Source organism: Allobranchiibius sp. CTAmp26 (assembly GCF_017565405.1).
GTDB lineage: Bacteria > Actinomycetota > Actinomycetes > Actinomycetales > Dermatophilaceae > Allobranchiibius.
In genome coordinates, this window is the sequence record NZ_JAGEKR010000015.1 from 87,118 (window position 1) to 111,483 (window position 24,366).

At 70.4% G+C, this 24,366-nt stretch carries 22 protein-coding genes; 13 read left to right on the plus strand and 9 right to left on the minus strand.

The genetic code is table 11. The features are described 5' to 3' along the window. The first annotated feature begins 122 nt into the window (after positions 1 to 122). From J4030_RS10930 to J4030_RS10965, 8 genes are read left to right on the plus strand one after another with little or no spacing between them, the layout of a single operon-like run. Entirely contained in the window at positions 123 to 1,151 is a 1,029-nt protein-coding gene (locus tag J4030_RS10930) for a PseG/SpsG family protein (protein ID WP_208049256.1), read from the plus strand. After that, positions 1,148 to 3,355, plus strand: a complete 2,208-nt coding sequence (locus J4030_RS10935) for a hypothetical protein (protein WP_208049257.1) — start codon at positions 1,148 to 1,150, stop codon at positions 3,353 to 3,355. The genes J4030_RS10930 and J4030_RS10935 overlap by 4 nt, the downstream gene beginning before the upstream one ends. Further along, a complete protein-coding gene (locus J4030_RS10940) occupies positions 3,352 to 5,574 on the plus strand; it encodes a hypothetical protein (protein ID WP_208049258.1) in 2,223 nt (740 codons plus the stop codon). The genes J4030_RS10935 and J4030_RS10940 overlap by 4 nt, the downstream gene beginning before the upstream one ends. A gap of 51 nt (positions 5,575 to 5,625) precedes the next feature. Continuing rightward, complete coding sequence (locus J4030_RS10945) at positions 5,626 to 7,107, plus strand: aldo/keto reductase (protein WP_208049259.1); 1,482 nt, start codon at positions 5,626 to 5,628, stop codon at positions 7,105 to 7,107. Next, positions 7,104 to 7,769 carry a TIGR03089 family protein gene (locus J4030_RS10950; RefSeq protein ID WP_208049260.1) on the plus strand — a complete coding sequence of 222 codons (666 nt, stop codon included), beginning with the start codon at positions 7,104 to 7,106 and terminating at the stop codon, positions 7,767 to 7,769. Before J4030_RS10945 ends, J4030_RS10950 begins: the two co-directional genes overlap by 4 nt. Then, entirely contained in the window at positions 7,766 to 8,812 is a 1,047-nt protein-coding gene (locus J4030_RS10955; RefSeq protein ID WP_208049261.1) for a Gfo/Idh/MocA family protein, read from the plus strand. The genes J4030_RS10950 and J4030_RS10955 overlap by 4 nt, the downstream gene beginning before the upstream one ends. Positions 8,813 to 8,822: 10 nt before the next feature. Then, on the plus strand, positions 8,823 to 9,599 hold the full coding sequence (locus J4030_RS10960; RefSeq protein WP_208049262.1) for a CoA transferase subunit A: 777 nt from the start codon (positions 8,823 to 8,825) through the stop codon (positions 9,597 to 9,599). Then, positions 9,599 to 10,231, plus strand: a complete 633-nt coding sequence (locus J4030_RS10965; RefSeq protein ID WP_208049263.1) for a CoA transferase subunit B — start codon at positions 9,599 to 9,601, stop codon at positions 10,229 to 10,231. The genes J4030_RS10960 and J4030_RS10965 overlap by 1 nt, the downstream gene beginning before the upstream one ends. A 3-nt stretch (positions 10,232 to 10,234) precedes the next feature. On the opposite strand, the gene J4030_RS10970 is transcribed toward J4030_RS10965, so the two are convergent. Genes J4030_RS10970 through J4030_RS10980 form a run of 3 tightly spaced genes read right to left on the minus strand, consistent with a single transcriptional unit; the run spans position 10,235 to position 13,013 of the window. Continuing rightward, positions 10,235 to 11,107, minus strand: a complete 873-nt coding sequence (locus J4030_RS10970; RefSeq protein WP_208049264.1) for an ABC transporter ATP-binding protein — start codon at positions 11,105 to 11,107, stop codon at positions 10,235 to 10,237. 1 nt (position 11,108) lies between these two features. After that, positions 11,109 to 11,966, minus strand: coding sequence for an ABC transporter permease (locus J4030_RS10975; protein ID WP_208049265.1), 858 nt, complete (start codon positions 11,964 to 11,966; stop codon positions 11,109 to 11,111). A 51-nt stretch (positions 11,967 to 12,017) separates the two neighbouring features. Beyond that, positions 12,018 to 13,013, minus strand: a complete 996-nt coding sequence (locus J4030_RS10980; protein ID WP_374221995.1) for a glycosyltransferase family 2 protein — start codon at positions 13,011 to 13,013, stop codon at positions 12,018 to 12,020. Positions 13,014 to 13,086: 73 nt separating this feature from the next. Between J4030_RS10980 and J4030_RS10985 the strand changes: the two genes are divergently transcribed. Together J4030_RS10985 and J4030_RS10990 are read left to right on the plus strand one after the other, a co-directional pair. Next, positions 13,087 to 14,421: an LCP family protein gene (locus tag J4030_RS10985; RefSeq protein WP_243763202.1), complete on the plus strand. Its 1,335-nt coding sequence runs from the start codon at positions 13,087 to 13,089 to the stop codon at positions 14,419 to 14,421. A 156-nt stretch (positions 14,422 to 14,577) separates the two neighbouring features. Further along, positions 14,578 to 15,525 carry a hypothetical protein gene (locus tag J4030_RS10990; RefSeq protein ID WP_208049267.1) on the plus strand — a complete coding sequence of 316 codons (948 nt, stop codon included), beginning with the start codon at positions 14,578 to 14,580 and terminating at the stop codon, positions 15,523 to 15,525. Positions 15,526 to 15,594: 69 nt separating this feature from the next. On the opposite strand, the gene J4030_RS10995 is transcribed toward J4030_RS10990, so the two are convergent. From J4030_RS10995 to J4030_RS11005, 3 genes are read right to left on the minus strand one after another with little or no spacing between them, the layout of a single operon-like run. Further along, entirely contained in the window at positions 15,595 to 16,770 is a 1,176-nt protein-coding gene (locus J4030_RS10995; RefSeq protein ID WP_208049268.1) for an acyl-CoA dehydrogenase family protein, read from the minus strand. A 1-nt stretch (position 16,771) separates the two neighbouring features. Then, positions 16,772 to 17,293 (minus strand): 5-(carboxyamino)imidazole ribonucleotide mutase, encoded by a 522-nt coding sequence (purE, locus tag J4030_RS11000; protein ID WP_208049269.1) that lies wholly within the window; start codon positions 17,291 to 17,293, stop codon positions 16,772 to 16,774. Further along, entirely contained in the window at positions 17,290 to 18,468 is a 1,179-nt protein-coding gene (locus tag J4030_RS11005) for a 5-(carboxyamino)imidazole ribonucleotide synthase (RefSeq protein ID WP_208049270.1), read from the minus strand. Before J4030_RS11005 ends, purE begins: the two co-directional genes overlap by 4 nt. Before the next feature lie 44 nt (positions 18,469 to 18,512). Between J4030_RS11005 and J4030_RS11010 the strand changes: the two genes are divergently transcribed. Further along, complete coding sequence (locus J4030_RS11010; protein WP_307864660.1) at positions 18,513 to 19,073, plus strand: GtrA family protein; 561 nt, start codon at positions 18,513 to 18,515, stop codon at positions 19,071 to 19,073. On the opposite strand, the gene J4030_RS11015 is transcribed toward J4030_RS11010, so the two are convergent. From J4030_RS11015 to J4030_RS17990, 3 genes are read right to left on the minus strand one after another with little or no spacing between them, the layout of a single operon-like run. Beyond that, positions 19,025 to 19,987 carry a sensor histidine kinase KdpD gene (locus tag J4030_RS11015; RefSeq protein WP_208049271.1) on the minus strand — a complete coding sequence of 321 codons (963 nt, stop codon included), beginning with the start codon at positions 19,985 to 19,987 and terminating at the stop codon, positions 19,025 to 19,027. The genes J4030_RS11010 and J4030_RS11015 overlap by 49 nt on opposite strands. Further along, positions 19,988 to 20,665 carry a response regulator transcription factor gene (locus J4030_RS11020; RefSeq protein ID WP_179479477.1) on the minus strand — a complete coding sequence of 226 codons (678 nt, stop codon included), beginning with the start codon at positions 20,663 to 20,665 and terminating at the stop codon, positions 19,988 to 19,990. 28 nt (positions 20,666 to 20,693) lie between these two features. Next, positions 20,694 to 22,514, minus strand: a complete 1,821-nt coding sequence (locus tag J4030_RS17990) for a biotin--[acetyl-CoA-carboxylase] ligase (RefSeq protein WP_307864661.1) — start codon at positions 22,512 to 22,514, stop codon at positions 20,694 to 20,696. 25 nt (positions 22,515 to 22,539) lie between these two features. Between J4030_RS17990 and J4030_RS11035 the strand changes: the two genes are divergently transcribed. Beyond that, complete coding sequence (locus J4030_RS11035; protein WP_208049272.1) at positions 22,540 to 24,174, plus strand: acyl-CoA carboxylase subunit beta; 1,635 nt, start codon at positions 22,540 to 22,542, stop codon at positions 24,172 to 24,174. Beyond that, entirely contained in the window at positions 24,171 to 24,365 is a 195-nt protein-coding gene (locus J4030_RS11040) for an acyl-CoA carboxylase epsilon subunit (RefSeq protein WP_208049273.1), read from the plus strand. Before J4030_RS11035 ends, J4030_RS11040 begins: the two co-directional genes overlap by 4 nt. The last annotated feature ends 1 nt before the right edge of the window (position 24,366 follow it).

Below are 24,366 nucleotides of genomic sequence, written 5' to 3' on the forward strand. Positions count from 1 at the left end.
TCTGGCGACTCCTGCTGCACTGACCGTGGGTGGACGTTGACGTCGGCGTGACACGGCCGGCGTACCGCACCGCGATGCGGACCGCGACCGGCGCAGACCAGCGACGAGGCTAGCATTCCGGGATGCCTCAGCTGAGCGGTGCGCGCGTCGCGCTGCGCTGCGATGCGGGTGCCACGCTGGGAGTCGGTCACGTCATGCGGTGCGTCGCGCTCGGCGAGGAGCTGACGGCCCGAGGACACGAGGTCCTGCTGTGGGGCGACCTCGGTGGCATCGGCTGGCTGCAGACGCTGGTCGCCGCGCACGGGTACGACGTCGTCCCGGCGCTCGGCGACCCGGCGGCGTGCGCAAGGGCAGCGGACCTCCTCGGCCTCGACGCCGTGGTCCTGGACGGCTACCACCTCGACGACGGCCTCGGAGCGGCGCTCGTGACACCTTCTCGGCGTCTTCTCACCTTGGTCGACTATGAATTCGGCGTGCATCAATACGCCGACGTCTACGTCGACCAGAACCTCGGTGCCGAGACGTACCCCGATCTTCCCGCCGGTGCCACCGCGCTGGCCGGGATCGAGTACGCGCTCTTCCGGGACACCGTCCGCGACCGCCGCCGGGTCGCTCCGGCCGCCCCGCGGGACACGGGCGACCCCGTGCGGGTGGTGGCCGTGTTCGGCGGCACAGATGCCTTCGGGGCGGCGCCGGTCGTCGTGCCGGCCCTGCTCGCGACCGGTGCGCCGTTGGACGTGACCGTCGTCGCGACCCGCCCGGAGAGCATCGACGCCGTCCGGGCGATCCCGACAGCGGCCGGGCAGCAGGTCCGGGTCGTGGCGCCGGCACCCGATTTCGGGGCTCTCGTCGCCGACGCCGACCTGGTGATCAGCGCGTCGGGGAGCTCGGTCTGGGAGCTGTTGTGCATGGGAGTGCCCGCGGCCGTCGTGTGCGTGGTCGACAACCAGGAGCAGGGGTACCGCCAGTGCCTGGACCGCGGTGTCGTCGCCGGTCTCGGGCACCTCGGCCGGTTCGATGCCGCCGCCGCGACCGCCACCCTCACCACTCTCGTCACCGACGCGGCGACCCGTGACGGATACGCCGCCCGTGGCCAGGCGCTCGTGGACGGTCACGGCCGCGAGCGCGTGGTGGACGCGTTCCTCCCGTGAGGCTGCGCGACTCGCTGACACGCTGGTCACCCGGTCTGGTGGCCTTCCTGGCCGCCGTGATCGTGGCCGGTGCCTACGGTGTCGGCGCGGGCGACATCGCCCGCTATGTCCTCGCGACGGTGTGGTCGGTGCTGCTGCCCGGTGTCCTGGTGCTGCGCTGGTGCCGGCCGCCGTCGCGCACCGCGCTGGAGGAGGCCTGCGTCGGGGGCGCGGTCGGGCTCATGACCCAGCTGGTCGGGTGGGGGATCTTCGTCGGGACGGGTGCGCCGTCGTACCTGATCCTCTGGCCCCTGGTGCCGCTGGTCCTGAGCGCCGCCGTCCCGGCCCTGCGACGGCGGGTGCTCCGACGGGGGTACGCCGAACGGACCCCGTGGTGGGCCGCCTGGTCCCTCGTGACGGCGTACGTCCTGAGCGTCGCGCTGCTCGCGACCGGTCTCTTCCGGACGACGCCGCTGCCGCCCGCCACCGGCCGGTGGTACGGCGACCTCTACTGGCACCTGTCGATCAGCGCGCAGGCCAAGCGGACCGCACCGCCGGTCGTGCCCCAGGTGGACAGCGGCCGGATGAGCTACCACTGGTTCTCCAACGCGCACATGGCCGCCGACTCCCTGATCTCCCACGTCGGGGTCCTGGTCGTGCTGGCACGGCTCTGGTACCTGCCGGTGTACGCGCTCACGTTGGGTCTCACCTATCTCGTGGCGTCCCGGCTGGCGCGCACCCCCAAGGCCGGGGTGATCGCCCTGGTGCTGCTCCTCGCCCCCCAGGCGCTGCTGCCCGTGCGCTGGATCCACGGCATCGCCTCCAACGCGTTCGTGGCCGTCTCCCCGTCGGAGGTCCTCGGCGTCCCGATGCTGCTGCTCGTCGTCTGGTGGGTCGCCGAACTGGTGCGCAGACGACCCGCCCGGTGGCCGGAATGGGTGCTGCTCGGGCTGATGCTGGTGACCGCCGCCGGCTCGAAGTCCTCCAACCTGCCGGTGCTCGTGTGCGGGATCCTGCTGGTCCTTGCGGTGCAAATCCTGCGGCGACGGTTCGCGCTGCGGTTCGTCGCCCTCACCGTCCTGGTGCTGGCGGTGCTCGTCGTGACCGCCCCGTTCCTGGCCGGCGGGAGCGCGGCGTCGCGGTTGGACGCCGGCTACAGCCTCCGGGTCTTCCGGGCGCGTATCGGACTGGGTCAGATGGCTGAGCAGCACGCCGGTCCGTTGACGGCGCTCCTCGTCCTGCTGGCCCTCGTGATCGTCCTGCAGTACGCCGGCCTGCTGCTGACGATCCCGCTGCGCCGCGACCCTGCGGCGGTGCTCCTGCTCGGCACCGTGGTCGGCGGGCTGGTGGCGATGCTCCTCATCCGCCACCCCGCGCAGTCCCAGATCTACTTCATGCTCGGCGTCCTGCCCGTGGCCGACGTCCTGATCGCCTGGGGGTTCGCGGTCCTCGTGCACCGTTCGCGGCTGTCCGCCGCCCGGCTGCTGGCGGCCGCCGTGGCCGGCTTCCTCCTCATCGAGGCCGCCCGGTGGATCACCGCCTACCGCGGGAACGCCGACGGCGTGCTGGTGCGCGTCATCGGGATGGTGGCCGTGCTGCTGGTGGTGCTCGCCGTGGTGGCCGTGACACTGCGCCGCACGGCGGCGGCACGTCGTTCGGTGGGCGCCGCGCTCGCGGCGGCCGTCCTGATGGGAGCGGTCACCGGACCCAGCGCGTACGCCACGGCGCACAACGTGCTCCCGCCGTCCAGGACGCGGTTCGCGGCCCTACTGCCCGCACCTGCCGTCGCGGGGACCACCTGGCTGCGCACCAGGGTGCCCGCCGACCAGATGATCGCCACCAACGTGCACTGCGCGTTCGGGCCGAACCGGCCGTTCTGCGACTCGCGCGGTTTCTGGGTGACCGGCCTCGGCGAGCACCGCGCGTACGTCGAGGCGTGGGGATACACCGACCAGGCCCAGGCGACCGCCGGGCACGGTCTCGGACGCGGTGTCCCCTGGCACATCTACTCCGACACCGCCTTCTGGGACCCGGCCCGGCTGCGGCTGAACGACGCGGCGTTCAGCGCGCCCACCCCGGCCGTGCTGCGGCGGCTCTACGACGCGGGCGTCCGGGTCCTGTTCGCGGACAGCGCATCCGGTCCCGTATCGGCGCATCTGAAGGAGCTGGCCGACCCGGTCTTCTCCGACGGGCCCATCTCCGCCTACCGTTTGCGCGCGTCATGAACTGGCGCACCGCGTACCGTCTGCTGCCGGCGCTCGTCGCCGCCGCGGTCGCCTCAGGCGTCGCCCTGCACTACGGCGTGTCCGTGGCGCTGCTGGCGCAGTACACCGCCACCATCCTGTGGTCGGTGCTGCTGCCCGGGTTCCTCGTGCTCCGCTGGTGTCGCCCACGCGGCCGCGCGCTCTTCGACGACCTCTGCGTCGCCTTCGTGGTGGGGTTGGTCGTCCAGCTGATCGCCTGGGGGGTGTTCGTGCGCGCCGGGGCGGGCGGGTGGCTCGTGGCTTTCCCGCTGCTGCTCATCGTGCCGGGCGTCGCCGTCCCGGCGCTGCGTCGGCGGCTGCGCACGGAGCCGTACCTGGACCACCCACCCGTGTGGGCCGCCTGGACGATCACCGGCGCCTACGCGTACGTGCTGGTGATGCTGGGCAGATACACGTTCGCGCGAATCCCGCTCCCGCCGGGGCGCACCCGGTGGTACCAGGACATCTACTGGCATGCGGCGATCACCGCGGAGGCCCGTCACAGCGCACCGCCGCAGGTGCCGCAGGTCTCCGGACAGCGCTTCGACTACCACTGGTTCGCGAACGCGCACATGGCCGCGGACTCCCTCATCGGCCATGTAGGCGTGCTCGTCGTGACGACCCGCCTCTGGTACCTGCCGTTGTACGCCGTGGTGCTGGGCCTCACCTACGTGCTCGCCACCAGGATCGCCCGCACCCCCGCGGCCGGGGTCCTGGCCGTCGCGCTGCTCGCGAGCTCCTCGGTCCTCACCCCGCTGCGATGGCTGACCGGGATCGCGAACAGCGCCTTCGTCGCCTCGTCCCCATCGGAGATCTTCGGCCTGCCGATGCTGCTGCTCGCGACGTGGTGGATCGCCCAGCTCGTGCGCGGCGAGCGCTGGAACAGGCCGGCCTGGATCCTGCTCGCGCTGGTGCTGCTCGCCTGCGCCGGATCGAAGTCGTCGAACCTGCCGGTCCTGCTCGGAGGGCTGCTGCTGGTGATCGCGGTGTCCGCTTTGCGTCGGGAACTCAGCCGCAGCAAGGTCGTCGCGACCGTGCTCGTCGGGCTGGCGCTGGCGGTGACCGCGCCGTTCCTGGCCGGCGGCAGCCAGGCGTCCACGCTGCAGTTGTTGTCGCTGGCGCACTACGTGCGCAACCAACAGGGCAGCGCTGTCATGCCCGGCACCTCGCATTTCCAAGTCGCGGCCGTCCTCGTCCTGGTGGCGGTGGTGATCCTCGTGCAGTTCAGCGCGCTGCTGTTCGCTCTCCCGCTGCTGGCCGACCCTGCTGCCCTGCTGCTGGTCGGGGTCACGCTGGCCGGCGCGGCCGCCATGCTGCTGATCGACCACCCGAGCCTCTCCGAGCTGTACTTCATGCGCGGTGTCGTGCCCCTGGTGGATGTCGTGATCGCCTGGGGGTTCGTGATGATCGCGGGGTGGGCGCGTTTCGTCCTGGCCCCTGCGGCGCAGGTGATCCTGCTGAGCTGTGCCGTGGTGATCGGGACGGTCGCGCCGTACGCATTGCGCCGGGTCGGGCCGATGCGCGCGACGACGGGTCACGACGTCACTCGGAGCGCGATCGTGGTGGTCATCGTCCTCGTCGCGCTCGGAATCCTGGTCGCCCTGCTGCTGAGCCGTAGCTCCCGCGCGGCGGCTCCGCGGATGTTCGTGGCCGTCGTGATCCTCAGCGCCACCCTGATCCCGAGCTCGATCATCGCTGCGAGTCGACTGCCGGGACCGCCCCCTGTCACCGATCCCGCCCAGCTCACCGCGGGCGAGATCGCCGGGACGACCTGGCTGCGGTTGCACGTCGCGGCCGACGAGACGATCGCCACCAACGTGCACTGCCAGCCGACGCCGACCAGGGTGCATTGCGACTCCCGGGCGTTCTGGGTGACCGGGCTCGGTGCGCACCAGGCGTACGTCGAGTCCTGGGGCTACACCGACCAGGCGGAGGCGACGGCGACCGCCGTACGGCCCCCGGGCACACCACAGATCTCCTACGCGCGGCAACCGTTCTTCGACCAGGCTCGGCTGCGCCTCAACGACGGCGCCTTCACCGCTCCCACGCCGGAGGGACTGGCCCGGCTCTACCGTGCCGGCGTGCGCGTGCTCTTCGCCGACGCGGGCGCGGGCCCGGTCTCCCCCAGGTTGGCCGACCTGGCGGACCAAGTGTTCCATCAGACGGACGTGACGATCTACCGCCTGCACCCAGCCCGTTAGCCTTCGGACAAGCCGCTACCCGCTCGAACTCCCCGCACCGGAAGGCTCCCCGTGACCCGCACCAGAGTGGTCGTCCAGTCGCGTCTGAACTCTTCACGACTGCCCGGCAAGGCGCTGATGACGATCGGGGGGATGCCCCTCGTCGAGCTGGTCGCGCGTCGGGCGAGCCGCGGTGGGCACGAGGTGGTCGTGGCCACCAGCGACGAGCACTACGACACCCGGATCGCCGAGCACCTGCACGCCGCCGGTATCCCGGTGATGCGTGGGGAGCTGGACGACGTGCTCGGCAGGTTCGTGCACGCCACGTCCGACCTCGACCCGGACGACCGGGTGGTGCGCCTCACCGGTGACAACCCGGTGATGGACGCCGACGTCATCGACGAACTGCTCGCGGCCATGGACGCCTCCGGTGACGACTACGGGCGGGTCGACATCGACGTGGTCCCCGAGGGTCTGGGTGCCGAGGGATTCTGGGTGCGGGACCTGCGCCGGGCGGCCGAGGCCACCAGCGACCCATACGACCGCGAGCACGTGACGCCGTGGCTGCGCCGCCATCTCGGCGAGCTGCTCTTCGCACCCGCTGCCAACCCCGGCGACCCGAAGCGCTTCCGGTGCACCGTCGACACCCTCGACGACTTCGACCGCGCCAGCCGCCTGTTCGCACAGGTCGACGACCCGGTCGCCGCCCCGTGGACGCAGCTCATGGAGTTGCTGGCGAAGGAGGTGAGCGCCGCGGGAGTCAGCGTCCCCGAACGCGAGTCGGCCCTCGGACTCAGTTCGTTCGTGTACGGCGGGAGCCGGCTCGCCGAGTCCCCGGCACCCGAGACCCGGGTGATGCTGTCGGACGCGGTGGCGCGAGGTGTCACCCACGTGGAGGTGGGGCGCGCCGATGGCGCCGCCGAGGCCGTCCTGCGGGCCTGTGCCGACCCTCAGCTGGTGCAGCGGATGAAGGTCGTGAGCCGGCTGCACCCGCTCGCCGGTGGGGGCGCGTCCGCGGCCGAAGCCGGGCTGGAGCGGTCGTTCGCGACCATCGGGCGGCGAACGGCCACCGCGGTCCTGATCGACGGTCTCGTCGATGCCGGACCTCAGGTCTGGGCCCGATTGACCCGTTATCGCGACGAGGGCACCGTCGCGGCGATCGGCGTGAGCGTCGGCTCGGCAGGAGAGGCGCGAGCAGCACTGTCGCTGAAAGGAATCGGGCTCCTCGAGCTTCCTGTGCACCCGGATGCGCCGCTGCCGGAGGACCTGCGCGCCGCCGCTCGCTCAGCGCGCGTCGAACTCCTGGCCCGCAGCGTGTACGCCGGTGGCCGGTTGATCACCGACCCCCGGATCGTCGCCTTGGCCGACTCGCTCGGCCGGGACGGGGCCGACGACCTGCTGATGGCGTACGCCCTGGGCCACCCCGAGGTGTCCGCGGTCGCCGTCGGCTCCCTGGACCGCGCCCAACTGCGTCGCAACCTCGACCTCTGCGCGCGAGAACCGCTGTCGCCGGACCAGATCCGGCAGGTCGACGAGGGGATGCACACCGCATGACACCCGCCGAGGTCCTCACCGGGCTGTTGCGTTCGGACCCCACCTCACCCCGGATCACCTGTTACGACGACGGCACCGGCGAGCGGATCGAACTGTCCGGGAAGGTACTCGCCAACTGGGTGTCCAAAGCGGCGAACCTCCTGCAGGACGAATTGGACGCCGGCCCCGGCACGACGGTGGCCCTGCACCTGCCCGCCGACCACTGGCGCACCTACTACTGGGCACTGGCCGCCTGGTCGGTCGGTGCGCACCTGACCACCACCGATGCGCCGAGCGACATCGCCGTCGGCATCACGGCCGACGGGTCCGGTGAGACCGAGATCGTCGTCACCCTGGCCGCGCTCGCCCGGCGGGCGACGAGCGACGTACCCGCGGGCGGGATCGACGAGGCGCGCGAGTTGTCCTCGTACGGCGACGTGTTCGTGCCCTACCGCACGCCGGTCGATGCCGACCCGGCACTGGACGACACCTTGTACGCCGACCTCGTCGTCGTCGGCGGCGCCCTGCGTCGGCGGGTGCAGGTCACCGGCGACCTCACCCACGCCCTGCGCGAGGCGCTAGCGGTCTGGGCCGACGACGGCTCGGTGGTGCTGCTGCGCGACGTACGACCCGAGGACGTCGACCGGCGTCTCACCACCGAAGGAGCTGCGCCCCGCCCATGAGCACCCCCGCATCGCTGCCCGCACCCCGTACCCCCGAACCGTCGCAGGCCCCGCCGCTGCGATGGGCGATCAGCTCCACCGGCGGCATCGCCGCCTCCATGGCGGACGCGATCCGTCGGCATACCCGCCAGGAACTGGTGGCGGTCGGCTCCCGGTCCCAGGGCTCCGCCGACCGGTTCGCCGCCGCCTGGGACATCCCTCGCGCGTACGAGGGGATCGACGCGATGCTGGCGGACGACGCGGTCGACATCGTCTACATCGCGTCACCGCATTCGCAGCACCATGCCGACGCGATGGCCGCCCTGCACGCCGGGAAGCACGTGCTGGTGGAGAAGGCGTTCACCCAGGACGCCGAGCAGGCGCGCGAGGTGCTCGACACCGCCCGCGCAGCGAATCTCATTGCGCTGGAAGCCATGTGGACTCGTTTCCTCCCCGGCACCGATGTCATCCGGCAGCTGCTGGAGGGCGGCGCCCTCGGTGAGGTGACCACTGTGCTGGCCGACCACGGCCAGTGGTTCGCACCCGATCCGTCGCACCGCCTCTTCGCACCCGGACTCGCCGGCGGCGCCCTGCTCGACCTCGGCGTCTATCCCCTCTCGTTCGCGGACTTTGCGCTGCCCGGTGAGGAGCGCGAGCTCGCCGCGACCGGCGACCTGACGGACACCGGCGTCGACCGGCAGGTGTCGATGACCCTGCGCAGCGGCGCGGCGTACGCCACCCTCAGCACCACGTTGGCGGCGCGTACCCCGACCACCGCCTCCATCAGCGGCACGCTGGCGCGCGTCGAACTGGAGCCCGATTTCTACCAGCCGACCCGGATCACGCTGGTGCCCCGAGACGGGGAGAGCGCGTCGTACGACGGCGGGACCATCCGCGGTCACCAGGCCATGGCGTATGAGGCCGCGCATCTCGCACAGCTCGTCGCCGACGGTGCGAGCGAGTCGCCGCTGCTGCCGCCCTCGGCCACGCTGCGGGTGATGGAACTGCTGGACCAGGCACGCCGGGACGTCGGTGTCGTCTACCCCGGTGAGGGCGACCGGTAAGGTCCGGCAAATGGACAAAGTCGTCTCCTCGGCAGCACGCGCCGTCGCCGGCGTGGTCAGCGGGAACTCGATCGCCGTGGGCGGATTCGGGCTCTGCGGCATCCCGAGTGTGCTCATCGCCGAACTCCTCGCCAAGGGAGTCACCGACCTGTCGGTCGTCTCCAACAACTGCGGCGTCGACGATTGGGGGCTGGGGATCCTGCTGCGGGAGAAGCGAATCCGGCGGATGACGGCGTCGTACGTCGGTGAGAACAAGGAGTTCGCCCGGCAGTACCTCGAAGGCGAGCTGGAGGTCGAGCTGACACCGCAGGGCACCCTGGCGGAGAAACTGCGCGCGGGCGGCGCCGGCATTCCCGCGTTCTACACCGCGACGGGTGTCGGCACCCAGGTCGCCGACGGCGGCATGCCCTGGCGGTACGACGCCCACGGCGACATCGCGCTGGCGTCGCCGCCGAAGGAGACCCGGCGCTTCGAGGTCGACGGCGAGTCCCGCACGTTCGTCCTCGAGGAGGCGATCGTGACCGATGTGGCCCTGGTGCGCGCGCGGCGCGGCGACCGGCACGGCAACCTCGTCTTCCACGAGAGCGCCCGCAACTTCAACCCGCTCGCCGCGATGGCCGGCCGGCACACGATCGCCGAGGTGGAGGAGCTCGTCGAGCCCGGCGAGATCGCCCCGGACGACGTGCATCTGCCCGGCATCTACGTGCACCGGGTGCTCGCACTCACCCCCGAGCAGGCGGACGACAAACGCATCGAGAAGCGCACGGTCCAGGAGGTCGGTCGCTGATGGCACTCACCCGCGAGCAGATGGCGGCACGGGCCGCGCGCGAATTGTCCGACGGCGACTACGTCAACCTCGGGATCGGGCTGCCGACCCTGGTGCCCAACTACGTCGACGACGACACCGAATTGGTGCTGCAGTCCGAGAACGGCGTCCTCGGGGTCGGCGCCTACCCCGTGGCGGGCCAGGAGGACCCGGATCTGATCAACGCGGGGAAGGAGACCATCACGCTGCGACGCGGCGCCTCCATCTTCGACTCGGCGACCAGCTTCGGGATGATCCGCGGCGGCAAGGTCGATGCGGCGATCCTCGGCGCCATGCAGGTGTCCGCGGGCGGCGACATCGCCAACTGGATGATCCCCGGCAAGATGGTGAAGGGCATGGGCGGGGCCATGGACCTGGTGCACGGGGCCAAGAAGGTCATCGTGCTCATGGAGCACGTGGCCCGCGACGGTTCGCCGAAGATCCTCCCCGAGTGCACCCTGCCGCTCACCGGCAAGGGTGTGGTGCAGCGCATCATCACCGACCTGGCCGTCATCGACGTGACACCCGCGGGCCTCGTGCTGATCGAGCTGGCGCCCGGCGTGAGCGAGGACGACGTACGGTCCGCGACCGCAGCGCCGCTCGCCCGCGCCTGAGACTCAGTCGGCCTTGTAGCCGGGGGCCTCGCGGTCGCGACGGTTGAACAGCGCGTCCACCGCGTTGCGCTCCGACGGCGGGATCCACGGCACGCCGAGGAGGTCCTCCATGTACTGCTGCATGATCTCCTCCATCGACCCGTCGGCGACCATCTGGCCCTCCCTGAGGTAGATGCCGCGGGTGCAGAAGCGCAGCAGGTCGCCCTCGGAGTGCGAGACCAGGAAGAGGGTGCGGCCCTGTTCGAGCAGCCCCTCCATCCGCTGGTAGCACTTGTCGCGGAACGCCGCATCGCCGACGGCCAGGACCTCGTCGACCAGGATGATCGGCTCGTCCAGACAGGTGATGACCGCGAAACCCAGCCGCACCTGCATACCGGAGGAGAAGTGCCGGTAGGGCAGGTCGAGCCCGGAGCGCACCTTCGGTCCGGCGAAGTCGACGATGTCGTCGAACCGCTCGTCGATGTCGTCCTTGCTCATGCCGTGCAGGCCGCCGGTGAGGTAGATGTTCTCCCGCGCGGACAGCTCGCCGATGAAACCTCCCGTGAGCTCGATCAGCGGCGCGACTCCGTCGCGGACGTTGACCGCGCCCTCGTCGGGCAGCAGCGTGCCGGCGATCATCTTCAGCAGGGTGGACTTGCCACCACCGTTGCTGCCGACGAGGCCGACCGCCTCACCGCGTCCGACGGTGAAGGAGATGTTCTTCAGCCCCCAGAACGTCTCCTTCTTGTACGACGTGCCGCGGCGGAAGACGATCTCGCGGAGCGAGAGGTTCCGTTTGCGACCGGTGAGGAACTCGATGCCCAGGTTGTCGACGCTGATGACCGGCTGGTCGGGCGTGGACTTCCACTTGACCTTGTCGGCAGCGGGGAGCGACACCTCAGATCTCCTTCAAAATCGGTTTTTCCAGTCGGGCGAAGACCCACATGCCGAAGAACAACCATCCGAAACTGATCACCGTGCCGATGAGCCAGATGCGGTACTCGGGGGTCGCCCGCACCAGCATCCCCTGCCGGTACATGTCGTTGATGGCCGAGAGGGGGTTGAACTCCAGCATGCGCGCGATGACCAGCAGCGCGTGCTCATGAGGCTGCTGGCCCCTGGTGCGCAGGTAGTTGAGCGAGTACACGATCGGCGTCAGGTAGAAGCCGATACGCAGCACGATCCGCACGATGCGGACGAAGTCGTCGACCAGCGCCGTCACGGGTGCCATCACCAGGCCCACGCCGATGCACAGGACGAGCTCGAGGACCAGCGCCGGGATCCAGTAGACGAGTTTCCAGTTCAGGACGATGTCGTGACGGGCAGCGAAGAAGGCCACGAACAGCACCAGGATCGGCAGGGACAGCAGGTGCTCGATGCCCTTGGAGAGCACCACCCGGATCACCCACAACTCCCGCGGCAGGTTCGTGGAGCGGACCAGCAGGCGCTCTGAGTAGAGCGCCCGCGCGGTCTCGTTGACCGAGTTGTTGAACCAGTTCCAGACCAGCACGCCGGCGACCAGGAAGACCACGAACGGGATGCCGTCGCTGCGCCTCTCCGCGCTCGCGCCGGTGCCGATCCCGTAGATGACCCCGAAGACGAACCAGTAGACCAAGGTCATCGCGAGAGGGTCGATCAGGGTCCACAGGTACCCGAGCACACTGCGGGCGTAACGGATCCGCAGGTCGCGTTTGACCAGGGTCCAGAGCACCGCGCGGTACTCGACGATACGCCGGAGGCGTTGCGCGAACGACATGGGTTCCTTTGCTGAGCTGGCTGTCCGGCGGCGCCGGCTGAATTCTGCGAGTCAGGCTACCGGGGCGTCGCTGGAAGTCCGCTGGACGTCGCCGGCAAGCCGCACCCTGCTGGTGAGGAAGCCCCACCCCCACGACAGGTGCATGGTGGCGAGGACGCCGGGCACCAGCACCCGCACGGCGCCCGCGGAGCCGCGGGAGATCGCGACGCCGCCGACGGTGACGCCACCGGCGTACGCCGCGGGCACCAGCCACAGCGGCCGCCACGCCAACCCGCCGATGGTTCCGACGGCGATGGCGGCGAGAGCGACGGGGGGCGCGAGGTAGCGGGCGTTGATGGAGCCCTTGTGCTCGCGGGCGACGACCCGGCGCCAGCGGCCGTACTCGCGGTACTGCCGCGACAGGGCGCGGAAGCTGCCGCGCGGCCGGTAGGTGACGCGCAGGTCGGGGGTGAACCACACCACGCCGTCCTGGCGGCGGATGCGGAAGTTCATCTCCCAGTCCTGCGCGCGGATGTAGCGCCGGTCGTACCCGCCGACCCGGCGCAGCCAGTCCCGCCGGAAGACCCCCAGGTAGACCGTGTCGGCCGGACCCGCGGCGCCACCCTGCTTGAACTTCACGCCGCCGACGCCGATCTTGCTCTTCATCGCCACGGCGACGGCCCGCTCGAAGTCGGTCGTGCCCTCGGCGTCCATGATGCCGCCGACGTTGGCGGCGCCGGTGTCCTGCAGGGTCGTGACGGCGGTCTCGAGGTAGCCGGGCGAGAGGATTCCGTGCCCGTCGACCCTCGCCACGACGTCGTACGACGCGACGCCGATGGCCGCGTTGAGGGCGTCGGGGGTGCGTCCGGTCGGGTTGGCGACGGTGCGCACCCGGGCGTCCGCGGCCTGCAGCTGCGCGGCCACCTCGTCGGTGCGGTCCTGTGACGGGCCCAGCGCGAGGACCACTTCCAGCGGCCCGTCCCACTTCTGGTCGAGGATCGCGCCGACCGACTCCGCCAGGTGGCGTTCCTCGTTCAGGATCGGCATCACGACTGAAATTCCTTGCAATGACAGGGAATCCTCAGGTTGCACGGGCGCCAGGTTACACGGCGCACCAAGGTCCCCCGGTTACCCTTTGCCGATGACGGACGACGATCAGCAGCGCTTCGACCACGGCAGCCGCGGCCGTGCAGGCGACGGCCGTGACGGTCGCAGCGGTCGCCCGCGTCGCGACGAGACCATCGCTCAGCCGTTGCCGGTGCGTCGTCCTCGTCCCCCGGCAGGACCGTCGCGCGATGACGGGGATTTCACTCGGGTGATGCCCACCGGCCCCCGGTCCGGTGCCCGTCCGCAGGCCGCCCGTCCGCAGGCCGCCCGTCCGCAGGCGGCTCGTCCCTACGCCGACCCCCGTGCCGGCGGATCCGCGTACGACGGTCGCGGTCGCGGGTACGACGGCGGCGGGTACGACCAGCCGCCGAACAGGCCGGCACAGCCCCAGCGTCCCGCCGGACGAGCGCCCCGACGGCGACGCCGTTGGCCGCGCGTGCTGGCCGCGTTCGTCGTCGTGGTCGCGTTGTGGGCCGGCCTGCTGCTCTGGGCCGGACTCGCCGCCTGGCACAAGGTGGCGCGGGTGGATGCCATTCCGACGGGGAACCAGCCCGCGGCGGGCAAGGGCACGAACGTGCTCCTGGTCGGCTCGGACAGTCGCGCCGGCCTCACCTCGGCGCAGGCGAAGGCGCTGCGTACCGGCGGCTCGAACATCACCGGCTCGCGGACCGACTCCATCATGGTGCTGCACATGCCCGACAGCGGCGAGCCCACTCTGGTGAGCATCCCCCGCGACACCTACGTGCAGATCCCCGGGCACCGCGCGAACAAGATCAACGCGGCGTTCGCTTTCGGGCCCAAGGTGCTGGTGCAGACCGTCGAGAACGTCACCGGTCTGCGCATCGAGCACTACATGGAGATCGGCTTCGGCGGGTTCGCCGGGATCGTGGACTCCGTGGGCGGGGTGCAGATGTGCCTGCCGAAGGCCATGAACGACACCTACGCGCACATCAACCTCCCCGCCGGCTGCCAGAACCTGAGCGGCGCGAACGCGCTCGGGTACGTCCGCTCCCGGCACGTCGACGCGACGAGCGACCTGGCCCGGGTCAAGCGACAGCGGGAATTCCTGGCCGCGCTCACCAAGAAGGTCGCCTCACCGGGCAACCTGCTGGTGCCGTGGCGGCTGAAGAACGTCGGCGAGTCCGGGGCCCAGGGGCTGGCGGTCGAGAACGGCATGCACTCCTGGACCGCGCTGCGCATCCTCTGGACGCTGAAGAAGATCGGCAGCGGCGGCAACTCGGTGCAGGTCCCCATCGCGAACGCCGCGTACCAGACCTCCGTGGGCGAGGCGGTCCTCTGGGACCAGACCAGGTCCCGGGCCCTCTTCGACGCGCTCAACAACGACCGCTCCCCCAACGTCGCCCCCTAGCCCCCGCGCCCGTACGACTTGTGGGAAGGTGCGCGCGCTATAGAGCGCGTACCTCTCCACAAGTGCCAGCGCGCGCTCCGTCCACATCCCTATCCGCTGTCCACAACCGGCTCTGGCTGTGTTCATCGGTAGGCCGGGAGACCCCAGAGTTGGGGGATGACCCAATCCTCGGTGGCTCCACCGCCCGCAGGGACCAGCCGGCGGCGCTTCCGCGAGACGGTGACCGCCGACCTCGCTGCCCGACAGGGCGGCGTGTGTCACCGCGCCCAACTGCGTGCTCTCGGCGTGACGCGCGACGACGTCCGCTACGAGGTGGCGGCCGGCCGGTGGACGACATCCGGAAGGCACACGGTGCAGCTGCGATCGGGTGGCGGCGATCGCGCCGCGTGGCATCGTGCGGTGTGGGAGACGCGTGGTGCGGCCTGGCTCGATGGCGTCACGGCGCTGATCGCGGCGGGTTTCACCGGATGGGAGGAGCCCATCACCCATGTCAGCGTGCCGGCCGGGAGCAGCGTCAAACCCGTGGACGGCGTGCGCATCCACCAACTGCGATGTCGGAACTACCGGTGCACGGGCGACCCGCCTCGAGCGGAGGTCGAGCGGGCTGCGCTCAATGCCGCGTCCTGGGCCTCGACCGACCGGGTGGCCACCACGATTCTGGCGATGGTGGTCCAGCAACGACTCACCACGGGTGATCGACTTGACGAGTCTCTGCAGGACGCTCCCGCTGTGCACCGTGTCGGAGTGATCCGCCAAGTCGTCGCTGATGTACGAGGCGGCGCGCAGGCCCTGTCCGAGATCGACTTCGGACGCCTGTGCCGCCGGTACGGAGTGCCCGAACCCAGTCGACAGGCAGTGCGCCCGGGGCCGACGGGGCGCATCTATCTCGATGCATCGTGGGACGACTACGACCTGGCTGTGGAGATCGACGGGTTCCAGCATTCACAAGGCCTCGCGATGGTCGACGACGTCCTGCGCGACAACGCGATGGCGCTCGCGGGGACCAGCACGCTGCGCATTCCGGTGTTGGGGCTGCGCACCTCGCCTGCTGCGTTCATGGCACAACTCACCGACGCCCTACGGCGGCGTGGATGGGCATCGTAAGACGACTTGTGGGAACGAACGCGCTCTATACAGCGCGTTCGTTCCCACAGCTCAGGAACTTCGAAGAGGTCAGCGCTTGAGGAGCTGGCGCGCCATCACCATGCGCTGGATCTGGTTGGTGCCCTCGTAGATCTGGGTGATCTTCGCGTCGCGCATCATCCGCTCGACCGGGTGGTCCTGCACATAGCCGGCGCCGCCGAGCAGCTGTACGGCGTCGGTGGTCACCTCCATGGCGACGTCCGAGGCGTAGCACTTGGCCGCCGCACCGAAGAAGGGCAGGTCGGCGTCACCGCGCTCGGACTTGGACGCCGCGACGTAGACCATCTGCCGGGCCGCCTCGAGCTTCATCGCCATGTCGGCGAGCATGAACTGCAGGCCCTGGAACTCCGCGATGGCCTTGCCGAACTGCGTGCGCTCCTTGACGTAACCGAGCGCGTAGTCGAGCGCGCCCTGCGCGATGCCGACCGCCTGCGCACCGATGGTCACGCGGGTGTGGTCGAGGGTGCGCAGCGCGATCTTCAGGCCCTCGCCGGGCGCTCCGATCATCCGGTCGGCGGGGATCCGTACGTCGTCGAAGTGCAGCTCCCGGGTCGGTGAGCCCTTGATGCCGAGCTTGCGCTCCTTGGCGCCGAAGTCGAAGCCCTCGTCGTCCTTCTCCACGACGAACGCCGAGATGTTGCGACCGCGTTCGCCGTCGGGGTCGGTCACGGCGAGCACTGTGTAGAGCTGCGATTCACCGGCGTTCGTGATCCAGGACTTCTGACCGTTGAGCACGTACGTGTCGCCGTCGGCGATCGCCTTGCAGCGCATCGACGCGGTGTCCGAGCCGGCCTCCCGCTCGGACAGGCCGTAGGAGATCATCGCGTCGCCGGAGGCGATCCGCGGCAGGTACTTCTTCTTCACTTCGTCCGAGGCACCCAGGATGATCGGCATCGAGCCGAGCTTGTTGACCGCCGGGATCAGGGAGGACGACGCGCACGCGCGGGCGACCTCCTCGATGACGATGCAGGTTGCGAGCGCATCGGCTCCGGCGCCGCCGTACTCCTCACCGATGTGCGGCGCGTGCAGGTCGGAGGCGACCAACGCCTTCAGCGCCTCGCGCGGGAAGCGCGACTCGGCGTCGACCTCGGCCGCGTACGGCGCGATCTTGTCGTCCGCGATGTCGCGCACCGCCTCGCGCAGCGCCTCGTGGTCCTCGTTGATCCGGAAGAGGTCGAAATCCTTGTTGCCGCTCACAGCGCTCATCCTACTCGTCAGTAGCGTCGGCCAGGCGCGACCGGAGGGCCGCGCCCTTGTCCTGCGCCTGGGTCTTCAGATCCGCCTGGAACGTCGCCATCACGGCGCGCAACCGACCCGCCTCGACGCCGTCGCCGGCCGCCAGGATGCGGACCGCCAACAGGCCCGCGTTGCGCGCGCCCCCGATCGAGACCGTGGCGACCGGAACGCCCGCGGGCATCTGCACGATCGACAACAGCGAATCCATCCCGTCCAGGTACTTCAGCGGCACCGGCACCCCGACCACCGGCAGCGTGGTGACGGAAGCCAGCATCCCCGGCAGGTGCGCCGCTCCCCCGGCCCCGGCGATGATCACCCGCAGCCCGCGATCGGCGGCCTGCTCGCCGTACGCCACCATCTCGTGCGGCATCCGGTGGGCCGAAACGACATCGGCCTCGTACTCCACGCCGAACTGGTCGAGCACCTCCGCGGCCGCGCTCATCACCGGCCAGTCCGAGTCGCTGCCCATCACCACGCCGACCACTGGGCTCATTCGTCGATCACCCCTTGCAGATAGTCGGCGGCGTGCCGGCCGCGGGCGCTCACGTCGGCGAGATCGGTGCCGTACGTGTTGACGTGACCGATCTTGCGGCCGAGGCGAACACTTTTGCCGTACAGATGGATCCGCAGCGCAGGGTCGCGCGCCATCAGGTGCTTGTACGTCGGGTAGAGCTGCCCGTGCCGCTCCGGGTCGCCGCCCAGCACGTTGGTCATCACGGTCCACGGCGAGCGGGGTGTCACCGCACCGAGCGGTAGGTCGAGCACGGCCCGCAGGTGCTGCTCGAACTGACTGGTGACGCTGCCGTCCTGGGTCCAGTGCCCGCTGTTGTGCGGTCGCATGGCCAGTTCGTTCACGACGTACGCCGGTCCGTCACCGTCCGCGAGCTCGAAGACCTCGACCGCCATCACACCCGTCACCCCCAGCTCCCCCGCGATCCGCAGGGCGGTCCGCGCGAGTTCTCCGGCGAGGTCCTCGTCGAGGTCGGCGGCCGGTGCGACCACCGAGGTGCAGATGCCGTCGGTCTGCACGGTGTGCACGACCGGCCAGACGGACGCCTGCCCGGACGGGCTGCGGGCGACCAGCACCGCCAGCTCGCGGACGAAGTCGACGCTCTCCTCGGCCAGCAGGGGCTCACCGTGCGCGAACCAGTCGTCGGCTTCGTCGGCGGCGCGTACGACGCGCACGCCCTTGCCGTCGTACCCGCCGCGCGGGGTCTTCAGCACGACGGGCCACCCGTGCGCGTCACCGAACGCGCGCAACGCCGCCACGTCGTCGACCTGCGCCCATGCGGGACACGGAATCCCCATCTGCGAGAGGCGATCCCGCATGACCAGCTTGTCCTGCGCGTGCACCAGAGCCTCCGGCGACGGGTGTACGACGACGCCGTCGGCCACGAGCGCCGCGAGCACCTCCTGCGGCACCTGCTCGTGGTCGAACGTCACGACGTCGCAGTCGCGCGCGAACGCGCGCACCGCCTCGAGGTCGTCCGCGGCGCCCACGGGCGCCGACGGGATCGCGAGCGCCGCCGCGGCCTGCGTCGACTCGGCGAGCACGGACAAGGTGATGCCGAGCTCGACAGCGGGACCGGCGCACATCCGGGCGAGCTGTCCACCGCCGACGATGCCGACGATCGGGAAACCACCGGGAGCAGGAAGGGGTCGATCCACGCCGTCACTGTAACGATCGCCGCCGAGAGGCTTACCCTTCCCTGGTGCTGCAACGCCTACGCCTGACCCTCGACGTGCTCTGGCGCGAGCTGGCGAAGTTCGGCGTCATCGGCCTCATCTCGTTCGTGATCGACCTCGGCGGCTTCAACCTGCTGGTCAACGGCGAGCTGGAGCACAAGGTCACCACCGCCAAGATCGTGAGCGGCGCCGTCGCGACCGTCTTCGCGTGGCTGGGCAACCGCTACTGGACCTTCCGGCACCGTCGCAACCGACCGGTGCACCACGAGGTCGTGCTGTTCTTCGTAGTCAACGGCATCGCGTTGGCGGTCTCCGCCGGATGGGTCGCGCTGGCGCACTACGCCTTCCACGCCCGCGGCACGCTCGCGCTGAACTTCGCGGCGTTCATCGGAATCGGTTTCGGCACGCTGTTCCGCTTCTGGGCGTACCGGCGGTTCGTCTTCGCCCACGAGCCGGATGTGACCGGTGAGGGCGAGGCGGGATCCGAGGGCGGGTCTCCCGACGACGGTGCGACGCAGGACGTACCCGACGGTCCTGCTCAGTCCGTCGTGGCCGCCGACAAGAAGAGCGCGAAGACCGCCGGCTGAGCGTTCCGCAACTCGAGCCGGCCGCCGCTCACCTCCGCGAGGTCCCGCGCCAGGGCCAGCCCCAAGCCGGTGCCACCCGTGGTGACCCGCCGTTCGAAGATGTGCGGCGCCAGGTTGGGGTCGACGCCGATCCCCATGTCGCTCATCTCGACCACGACGGACGGACCGCTGCGCCGGGCACGCACCTCGACGGTGCCCGCGCCGTGGATCAGAGCGTTCTCGAGCAGGGTCGCGAGGATCTGCGCGAGCCCCACGCGGGTCGCGGACACGTGCAGTCCGCGCTCCCCGCTCACCAGCACACTGCGTCGGGCGGTCTCGAACGCCGGCTGCCATTCCAGTTGCAGCGCCGCGATGACCGAGTCCAGGGAGATGTTCGTGGGTGCGTCGACAGTGCCGCGGGACCGCGCGAGCAGCTCGTCGACGACCTGGGTGAGCCGCTCGACCTGCGCGATCCCGATCTGCGCCTCCTCCTGGGCGGCGCCGAGGTCGTCGGCCGAGGAGATCTCCTCCAGCCGCATGAGCAGCGCGGTGAGCGGCGTCCGCAGCTGGTGGCTGGCATCCGAGGCGAACTCACGCTCGGCGGCAAGCATGCGGGTGAGCTCGGTCGAGCGCATCTCGTAGAAGGCCGCGATCCGGTCGACCTCGTCCATCCCCGTACGTAGCGGGGTGAAGGTGATCGGACCGCCCGCGAGGCGATCGGCGCGGTCGGCGAGCTCGCGCACGGGATCGACCACCGACTCCACGCGGGAGGCGGACAGCAGCACCGAGCCGACGCCGAACACCAGGGCGACTCCCACCACCAACAGGGAGATCCACCAGGCGGGTGCCGCGATGGCGGCGACGGTCGCGACGATCACCAGGGGGACGGTGACCGCGAGGACGATGACTCCGACCAGGCGGTTCTGCAGCGTCACCTAGAAGTCGCCGTCGTCGGTCTCGAACCGGAAACCCACGCCTCTCACGGTGGTGATGAAGCGGGGGTCGGTCGCGTCGTCACCCAGCTTGCGCCGCAGGACCGACACGTGCATGTCGAGGGTCTTGGTCGAGCCCACCCACACGGTGTTCCAGACCTCGCGCATCAGGTCCTCGCGGGAGACGACCTTGCCGCCCTCGCGCACCAGGACCCGCAGCAGGTCGAACTCCTTGGCGGTGAGCTGCAGCTCACGATCACCGCTGAACGCGCGTCGTCCGGCGGCATCGATGCGCACCCGGGCGCCCTGGCCCTCGTCGGAGCTCGAACGGCGCAGCAGCGCGCGGGCCCGCGCCAGGAGCTCGGCGAGGCGGAAGGGCTTGGTCACGTAGTCGTCCGCGCCCGCGTCCAGACCGACGACCGTGTCGACCTCGTCCGCGCGCGCGGTCAGGATCAGCACCGGCACCACGATCCCGGTGGAGCGGATCCGGCGGCACACTTCGAGGCCGTCCATCTGTGGCAGGCCGAGGTCGAGGATCACCAGATCGGGGCCGGTCGATGCGGCGGCGAGCGCCGACACCCCGTCGGCACGCACCATCACGTCGTACCCCTCGCGGCGCAAGGCGCGAGCCAGGGGATCGGAAATCGTCGGATCGTCCTCGGCCAGTAGGACCTTGGTCATGTAGTGACCCTATCTGCGTCTTCTGCGTTCATTGCGGAGGTCGTTCGATGACGAAAGCGTCGGTCGAACCGATGCCGGCCAGGTCGACCCTCTTACGACGTCGCACGCGCACTGCGGCTCCGTCGGGTAGGCCGTCCATGACCTCTTGATCGACCATGATCTTGCCAGGCTTCGCGGCACCGGTCAGCCTGCTGGCTCGGTTGACAGTAGTGCCGTAGACGTCACCGAGGCGCGCCAGCACCCTGCCACGCGCCATTCCCACCCGCATCGTGGGCACCAGATCGTCGGCCTCCGCGGCGGCGCGCAGGTCGAACGCGATGTCCACCGCGCCCTCGACGGCGGTGTGGGTGAAGAGCACCTCGTCGCCCACCGTCTTGACGATCGCCCCGCCGTGGGCGCCGACGATGTCGGAGGCCAGCGACTCGAAGCGCAACACCAGCTGTGCCAGCTCCCGCTCACTCAACCGACGGACCAACTGGGTGAAATTGACCAGGTCGGCGAACCCGACGGTGCGCACGATGCCCACATGCGACTCCGGCTCGGAGTCGGCGATCATCCGCGAGATCGCCACCGACAGGTTGCGCCGCCAGACGTAGTCCACCAGCGGCGACATCCGCTCCGCGAGGTCGACGGTGAGCGCCGCAGTGCGTTGGGCGACGTCGCTGTCGATCCCACCGCGGTCGCCGCTCACCATGTCGGCGATCAACTGCAACGACCACATCGCCATCCGGTCGGTGGACCGTCCGACGGCCCGCGTCAGCGCGAGCGCCGTGGGGTTGTCGAGCAGCCCGTCCTGGACCAGCGCGTCGAACCTGCGCAACGCCTCCAGATCGGCCTCGCCGAAGAACACCTCGTCGTCGCGGGCGCGAGCGAACCCCAGCGAGCGCCACATGGTGGCGGTCTGGGCCTGGGAGATTCCCGAGGCGCGGCTGATCTCGCTGCGGCGCATCGAGCGGGGGTGGCCCATGAGGCGCGCCTCGATGGCGTCGACGAAGTCCGCCGGATCCAGCTCCGCCGTCCCGACCGGCGGAATGGCCGCGGGTGACTCGACGGTCGGGGGCGCCGGCGTGCCGTCCGTAGGCCGCACGTGCACGACGTCCCCCGCGGCGTACGCCGTCGTCTGACCCTCCGTGGTGATCAACAGGCGGCCCACGGCATCGACGCCGACGGCGTCGCCGACGAGGTGGCCCTCGGCGCCGGTCTGCAGGCGCACCTGCTGGCCGATCGTGATGCACGCGGACCGGTAGTCGTCGTCGAGGGCGGAGGTGGCCCACTGTCGTTGGACGACGATGAGCTCGCGCAGGATGCAGGCGATCAGGTCCTCCCGTGCGACGTCGGCACCGCACTCGCGCAGCGACGTCGAGACCTGCGTCGGCAGCTGGTCCGCGCCCTGGTGCACGTTGAGCCCGATGCCCACCACGACGACCGGCGCCTCACCTCCGGCGACCGTGCAGAGGATGCCCGCGACCTTGCGCCAGTCGGCGTCCGGGGAGGTCAGCGCCAGCAGGTCGTTGGGCCATTTCAACGCGAGCTGCACACCCGCCAGGTCCGCGACGGCGCGGCGTACGGCGACCCCCACCAGCAGCGGCACCCATCCCCACCGGGCCTGGTCGGCGGGCAGCGGCAACGTGCACGACAGCGCGATCGAGGTGGCCGGCGGCGCCTCCCAGGTGCGGTCCAGTCGGCCCCGCCCGCTGGTCTGGTGGTTCGCGGTCACCACCCGCCACGGCCGTGGGTCGGCCAGCAGCAGGTCGTTGGTCGACGCGACCTCGTCGTGCACGGCGACCTCACGCCACACCGTGGCCGCCAGGGCGTCGCGCAGCACGTCGGCTCGCAGATCGGGGCTCACGGCCACAAGGCTAGAGTCTGGTCGCATGACTGATGGGGCCCGCGTCCGAGAAACCTCCCAGCACGACCAGCCCGATCTGCACACCACCGCGGGCCGTCTCGCCGACCTGTACCAGCGCAACGACGAAGCCGTGCACGCGGGTTCGGCGCGGGCGGTGGAGAAGCAGCACGCCAAGGGCAAGCTGACGGCCCGGGAGCGGATCGACCTGCTGATGGACGAGGGCTCCTTCATCGAGCTCGACGAGCTGGCGCGGCACCGGTCGACCAGTTTCGGGCAGGAGAAGAACCGCCCGTACGGCGACGGCGTCGTGACCGGTCACGGCACCGTGGACGGCCGCCCCGTGTGCGTCTTCTCCCAGGACTTCACGGTGTTCGGCGGATCCCTCGGCGAGGTCTTCGGCGAGAAGATCGTCAAGGTGATGGACCTGGCCGCGAAGATCGGCTGCCCGGTCGTCGGCATCAACGACTCCGGCGGCGCCCGCATCCAGGAGGGCGTGGTCGCGCTCGGGCTCTACGCCGAGATCTTCCGCCGCAACGTGCACTCCTCGGGCGTCGTACCGCAGATCTCCCTGGTCATGGGGCCGTGCGCCGGCGGCGCCGTCTACTCCCCCGCCATCACCGACTTCACCGTGATGGTCGACCAGACCTCGCACATGTTCGTCACCGGACCGGACGTCATCAAGACGGTGACCGGCGAGGACGTCGGCATGGAGGAGCTGGGCGGTGCCCGCAGCCACAACACCCGCTCCGGAGTCGCGCACTACATGGCATCCGACGAGGAGGACGCGGTCTCGTACGTGAAGGAGCTGTTGTCCTTCCTGCCCTCGAACAACATGGACGAGCCGGTCGTCTTCGACGCGACGCCCGACCTGGAGGTCGACGACTTCGACCGCGAGCTCGACACGCTCATCCCCGACTCGGCGAACATGCCCTACGACATGCACACCGTCATCGAGCACGTCCTCGACGACGGCGAGTTCCTCGAGACCTCAGCGTTGTTCGCGCCGAACATCATCACCGGCTTCGGGCGCGTCGAGGGCCACCCGGTGGGTGTGGTGGCCAACCAGCCGCTGCAGCTCGCGGGCACTCTCGACATCAACTCCTCCGAGAAAGCCGCGCGCTTCGTGCGCACCTGCGACGCGTTCAACGTGCCGGTGCTGACCTTCGTGGACGTGCCCGGCTTCCTGCCCGGCACCGACCAGGAATGGGGAGGCATCATCCGCCGCGGCGCGAAGCTGCTCTACGCGTACGCCGAGGCCACCGTCCCGCTCGTCACCGTCATCACCCGCAAGGCGTACGGCGGCGCGTACGACGTGATGGGTTCCAAGCACCTGGGTGCCGACGTCAACCTCGCCTGGCCGACGGCGCAGATCGCCGTGATGGGTGCGCAGGGCGCCGCCAACATCCTCTATCGCAAGCAGATCAGGGCTGCGGCCGAGGCCAACCCGGACGATCCGGACGCCGTGGAGACCACCCGCCAGGAGCTGATCCAGCAGTACGAGGACGCCCTGGCGAATCCCTACCTCGCGGCCGAACGCGGTTACGTCGACTCCGTCATCCCGCCGAGCTACACCCGCAGCTACGTCATCCGCGCACTGCGCACCCTACGCACCAAGCGGGAGACGCTGCCGCCGAAGAAGCACGGGAACATCCCGCTGTGAGCAGCGAGCAGACACCGAAAGCGCCTGCGCTGCAGGTGATCTCGGGCAACGCCACCGCGGAGGAGATCGCTGCGGTGGTCGCCGTGCTGGCGGCGGCCGGGAGTGCCGCACCGCTACCGGCGCCCACCCCGTCGCGGTGGACCGGCCGCTCCGGCGGCGGCTGGAAGGGCTCGGGCCTCCCCCGCGCGTGAG

Excerpts from the sequence above, each read along its gene's own strand:
- J4030_RS10955 (WP_208049261.1), top strand. The coding sequence starts at position 7,766 with ATGAGCACCCCCGCATCGCTGCCCGCACCCCGTACCCCCGAACCGTCG.
- J4030_RS10960 (WP_208049262.1), top strand. The coding sequence starts at position 8,823 with ATGGACAAAGTCGTCTCCTCGGCAGCACGCGCCGTCGCCGGCGTGGTC.
- J4030_RS10950 (WP_208049260.1), top strand. The coding sequence starts at position 7,104 with ATGACACCCGCCGAGGTCCTCACCGGGCTGTTGCGTTCGGACCCCACC.
- J4030_RS10985 (WP_243763202.1), top strand. The coding sequence starts at position 13,087 with ATGACGGACGACGATCAGCAGCGCTTCGACCACGGCAGCCGCGGCCGT.
- J4030_RS10940 (WP_208049258.1), top strand. The coding sequence starts at position 3,352 with ATGAACTGGCGCACCGCGTACCGTCTGCTGCCGGCGCTCGTCGCCGCC.
- J4030_RS10930 (WP_208049256.1), top strand. The coding sequence starts at position 123 with ATGCCTCAGCTGAGCGGTGCGCGCGTCGCGCTGCGCTGCGATGCGGGT.
- J4030_RS10965 (WP_208049263.1), top strand. The coding sequence starts at position 9,599 with ATGGCACTCACCCGCGAGCAGATGGCGGCACGGGCCGCGCGCGAATTG.
- J4030_RS10975 (WP_208049265.1), bottom strand. The coding sequence starts at position 11,966 with ATGTCGTTCGCGCAACGCCTCCGGCGTATCGTCGAGTACCGCGCGGTG.
- J4030_RS11035 (WP_208049272.1), top strand. The coding sequence starts at position 22,540 with ATGACTGATGGGGCCCGCGTCCGAGAAACCTCCCAGCACGACCAGCCC.
- J4030_RS10995 (WP_208049268.1), bottom strand. The coding sequence starts at position 16,770 with ATGAGCGCTGTGAGCGGCAACAAGGATTTCGACCTCTTCCGGATCAAC.
- purE (WP_208049269.1), bottom strand. The coding sequence starts at position 17,293 with ATGAGCCCAGTGGTCGGCGTGGTGATGGGCAGCGACTCGGACTGGCCG.
- J4030_RS10990 (WP_208049267.1), top strand. The coding sequence starts at position 14,578 with ATGACCCAATCCTCGGTGGCTCCACCGCCCGCAGGGACCAGCCGGCGG.
- J4030_RS11020 (WP_179479477.1), bottom strand. The coding sequence starts at position 20,665 with ATGACCAAGGTCCTACTGGCCGAGGACGATCCGACGATTTCCGATCCC.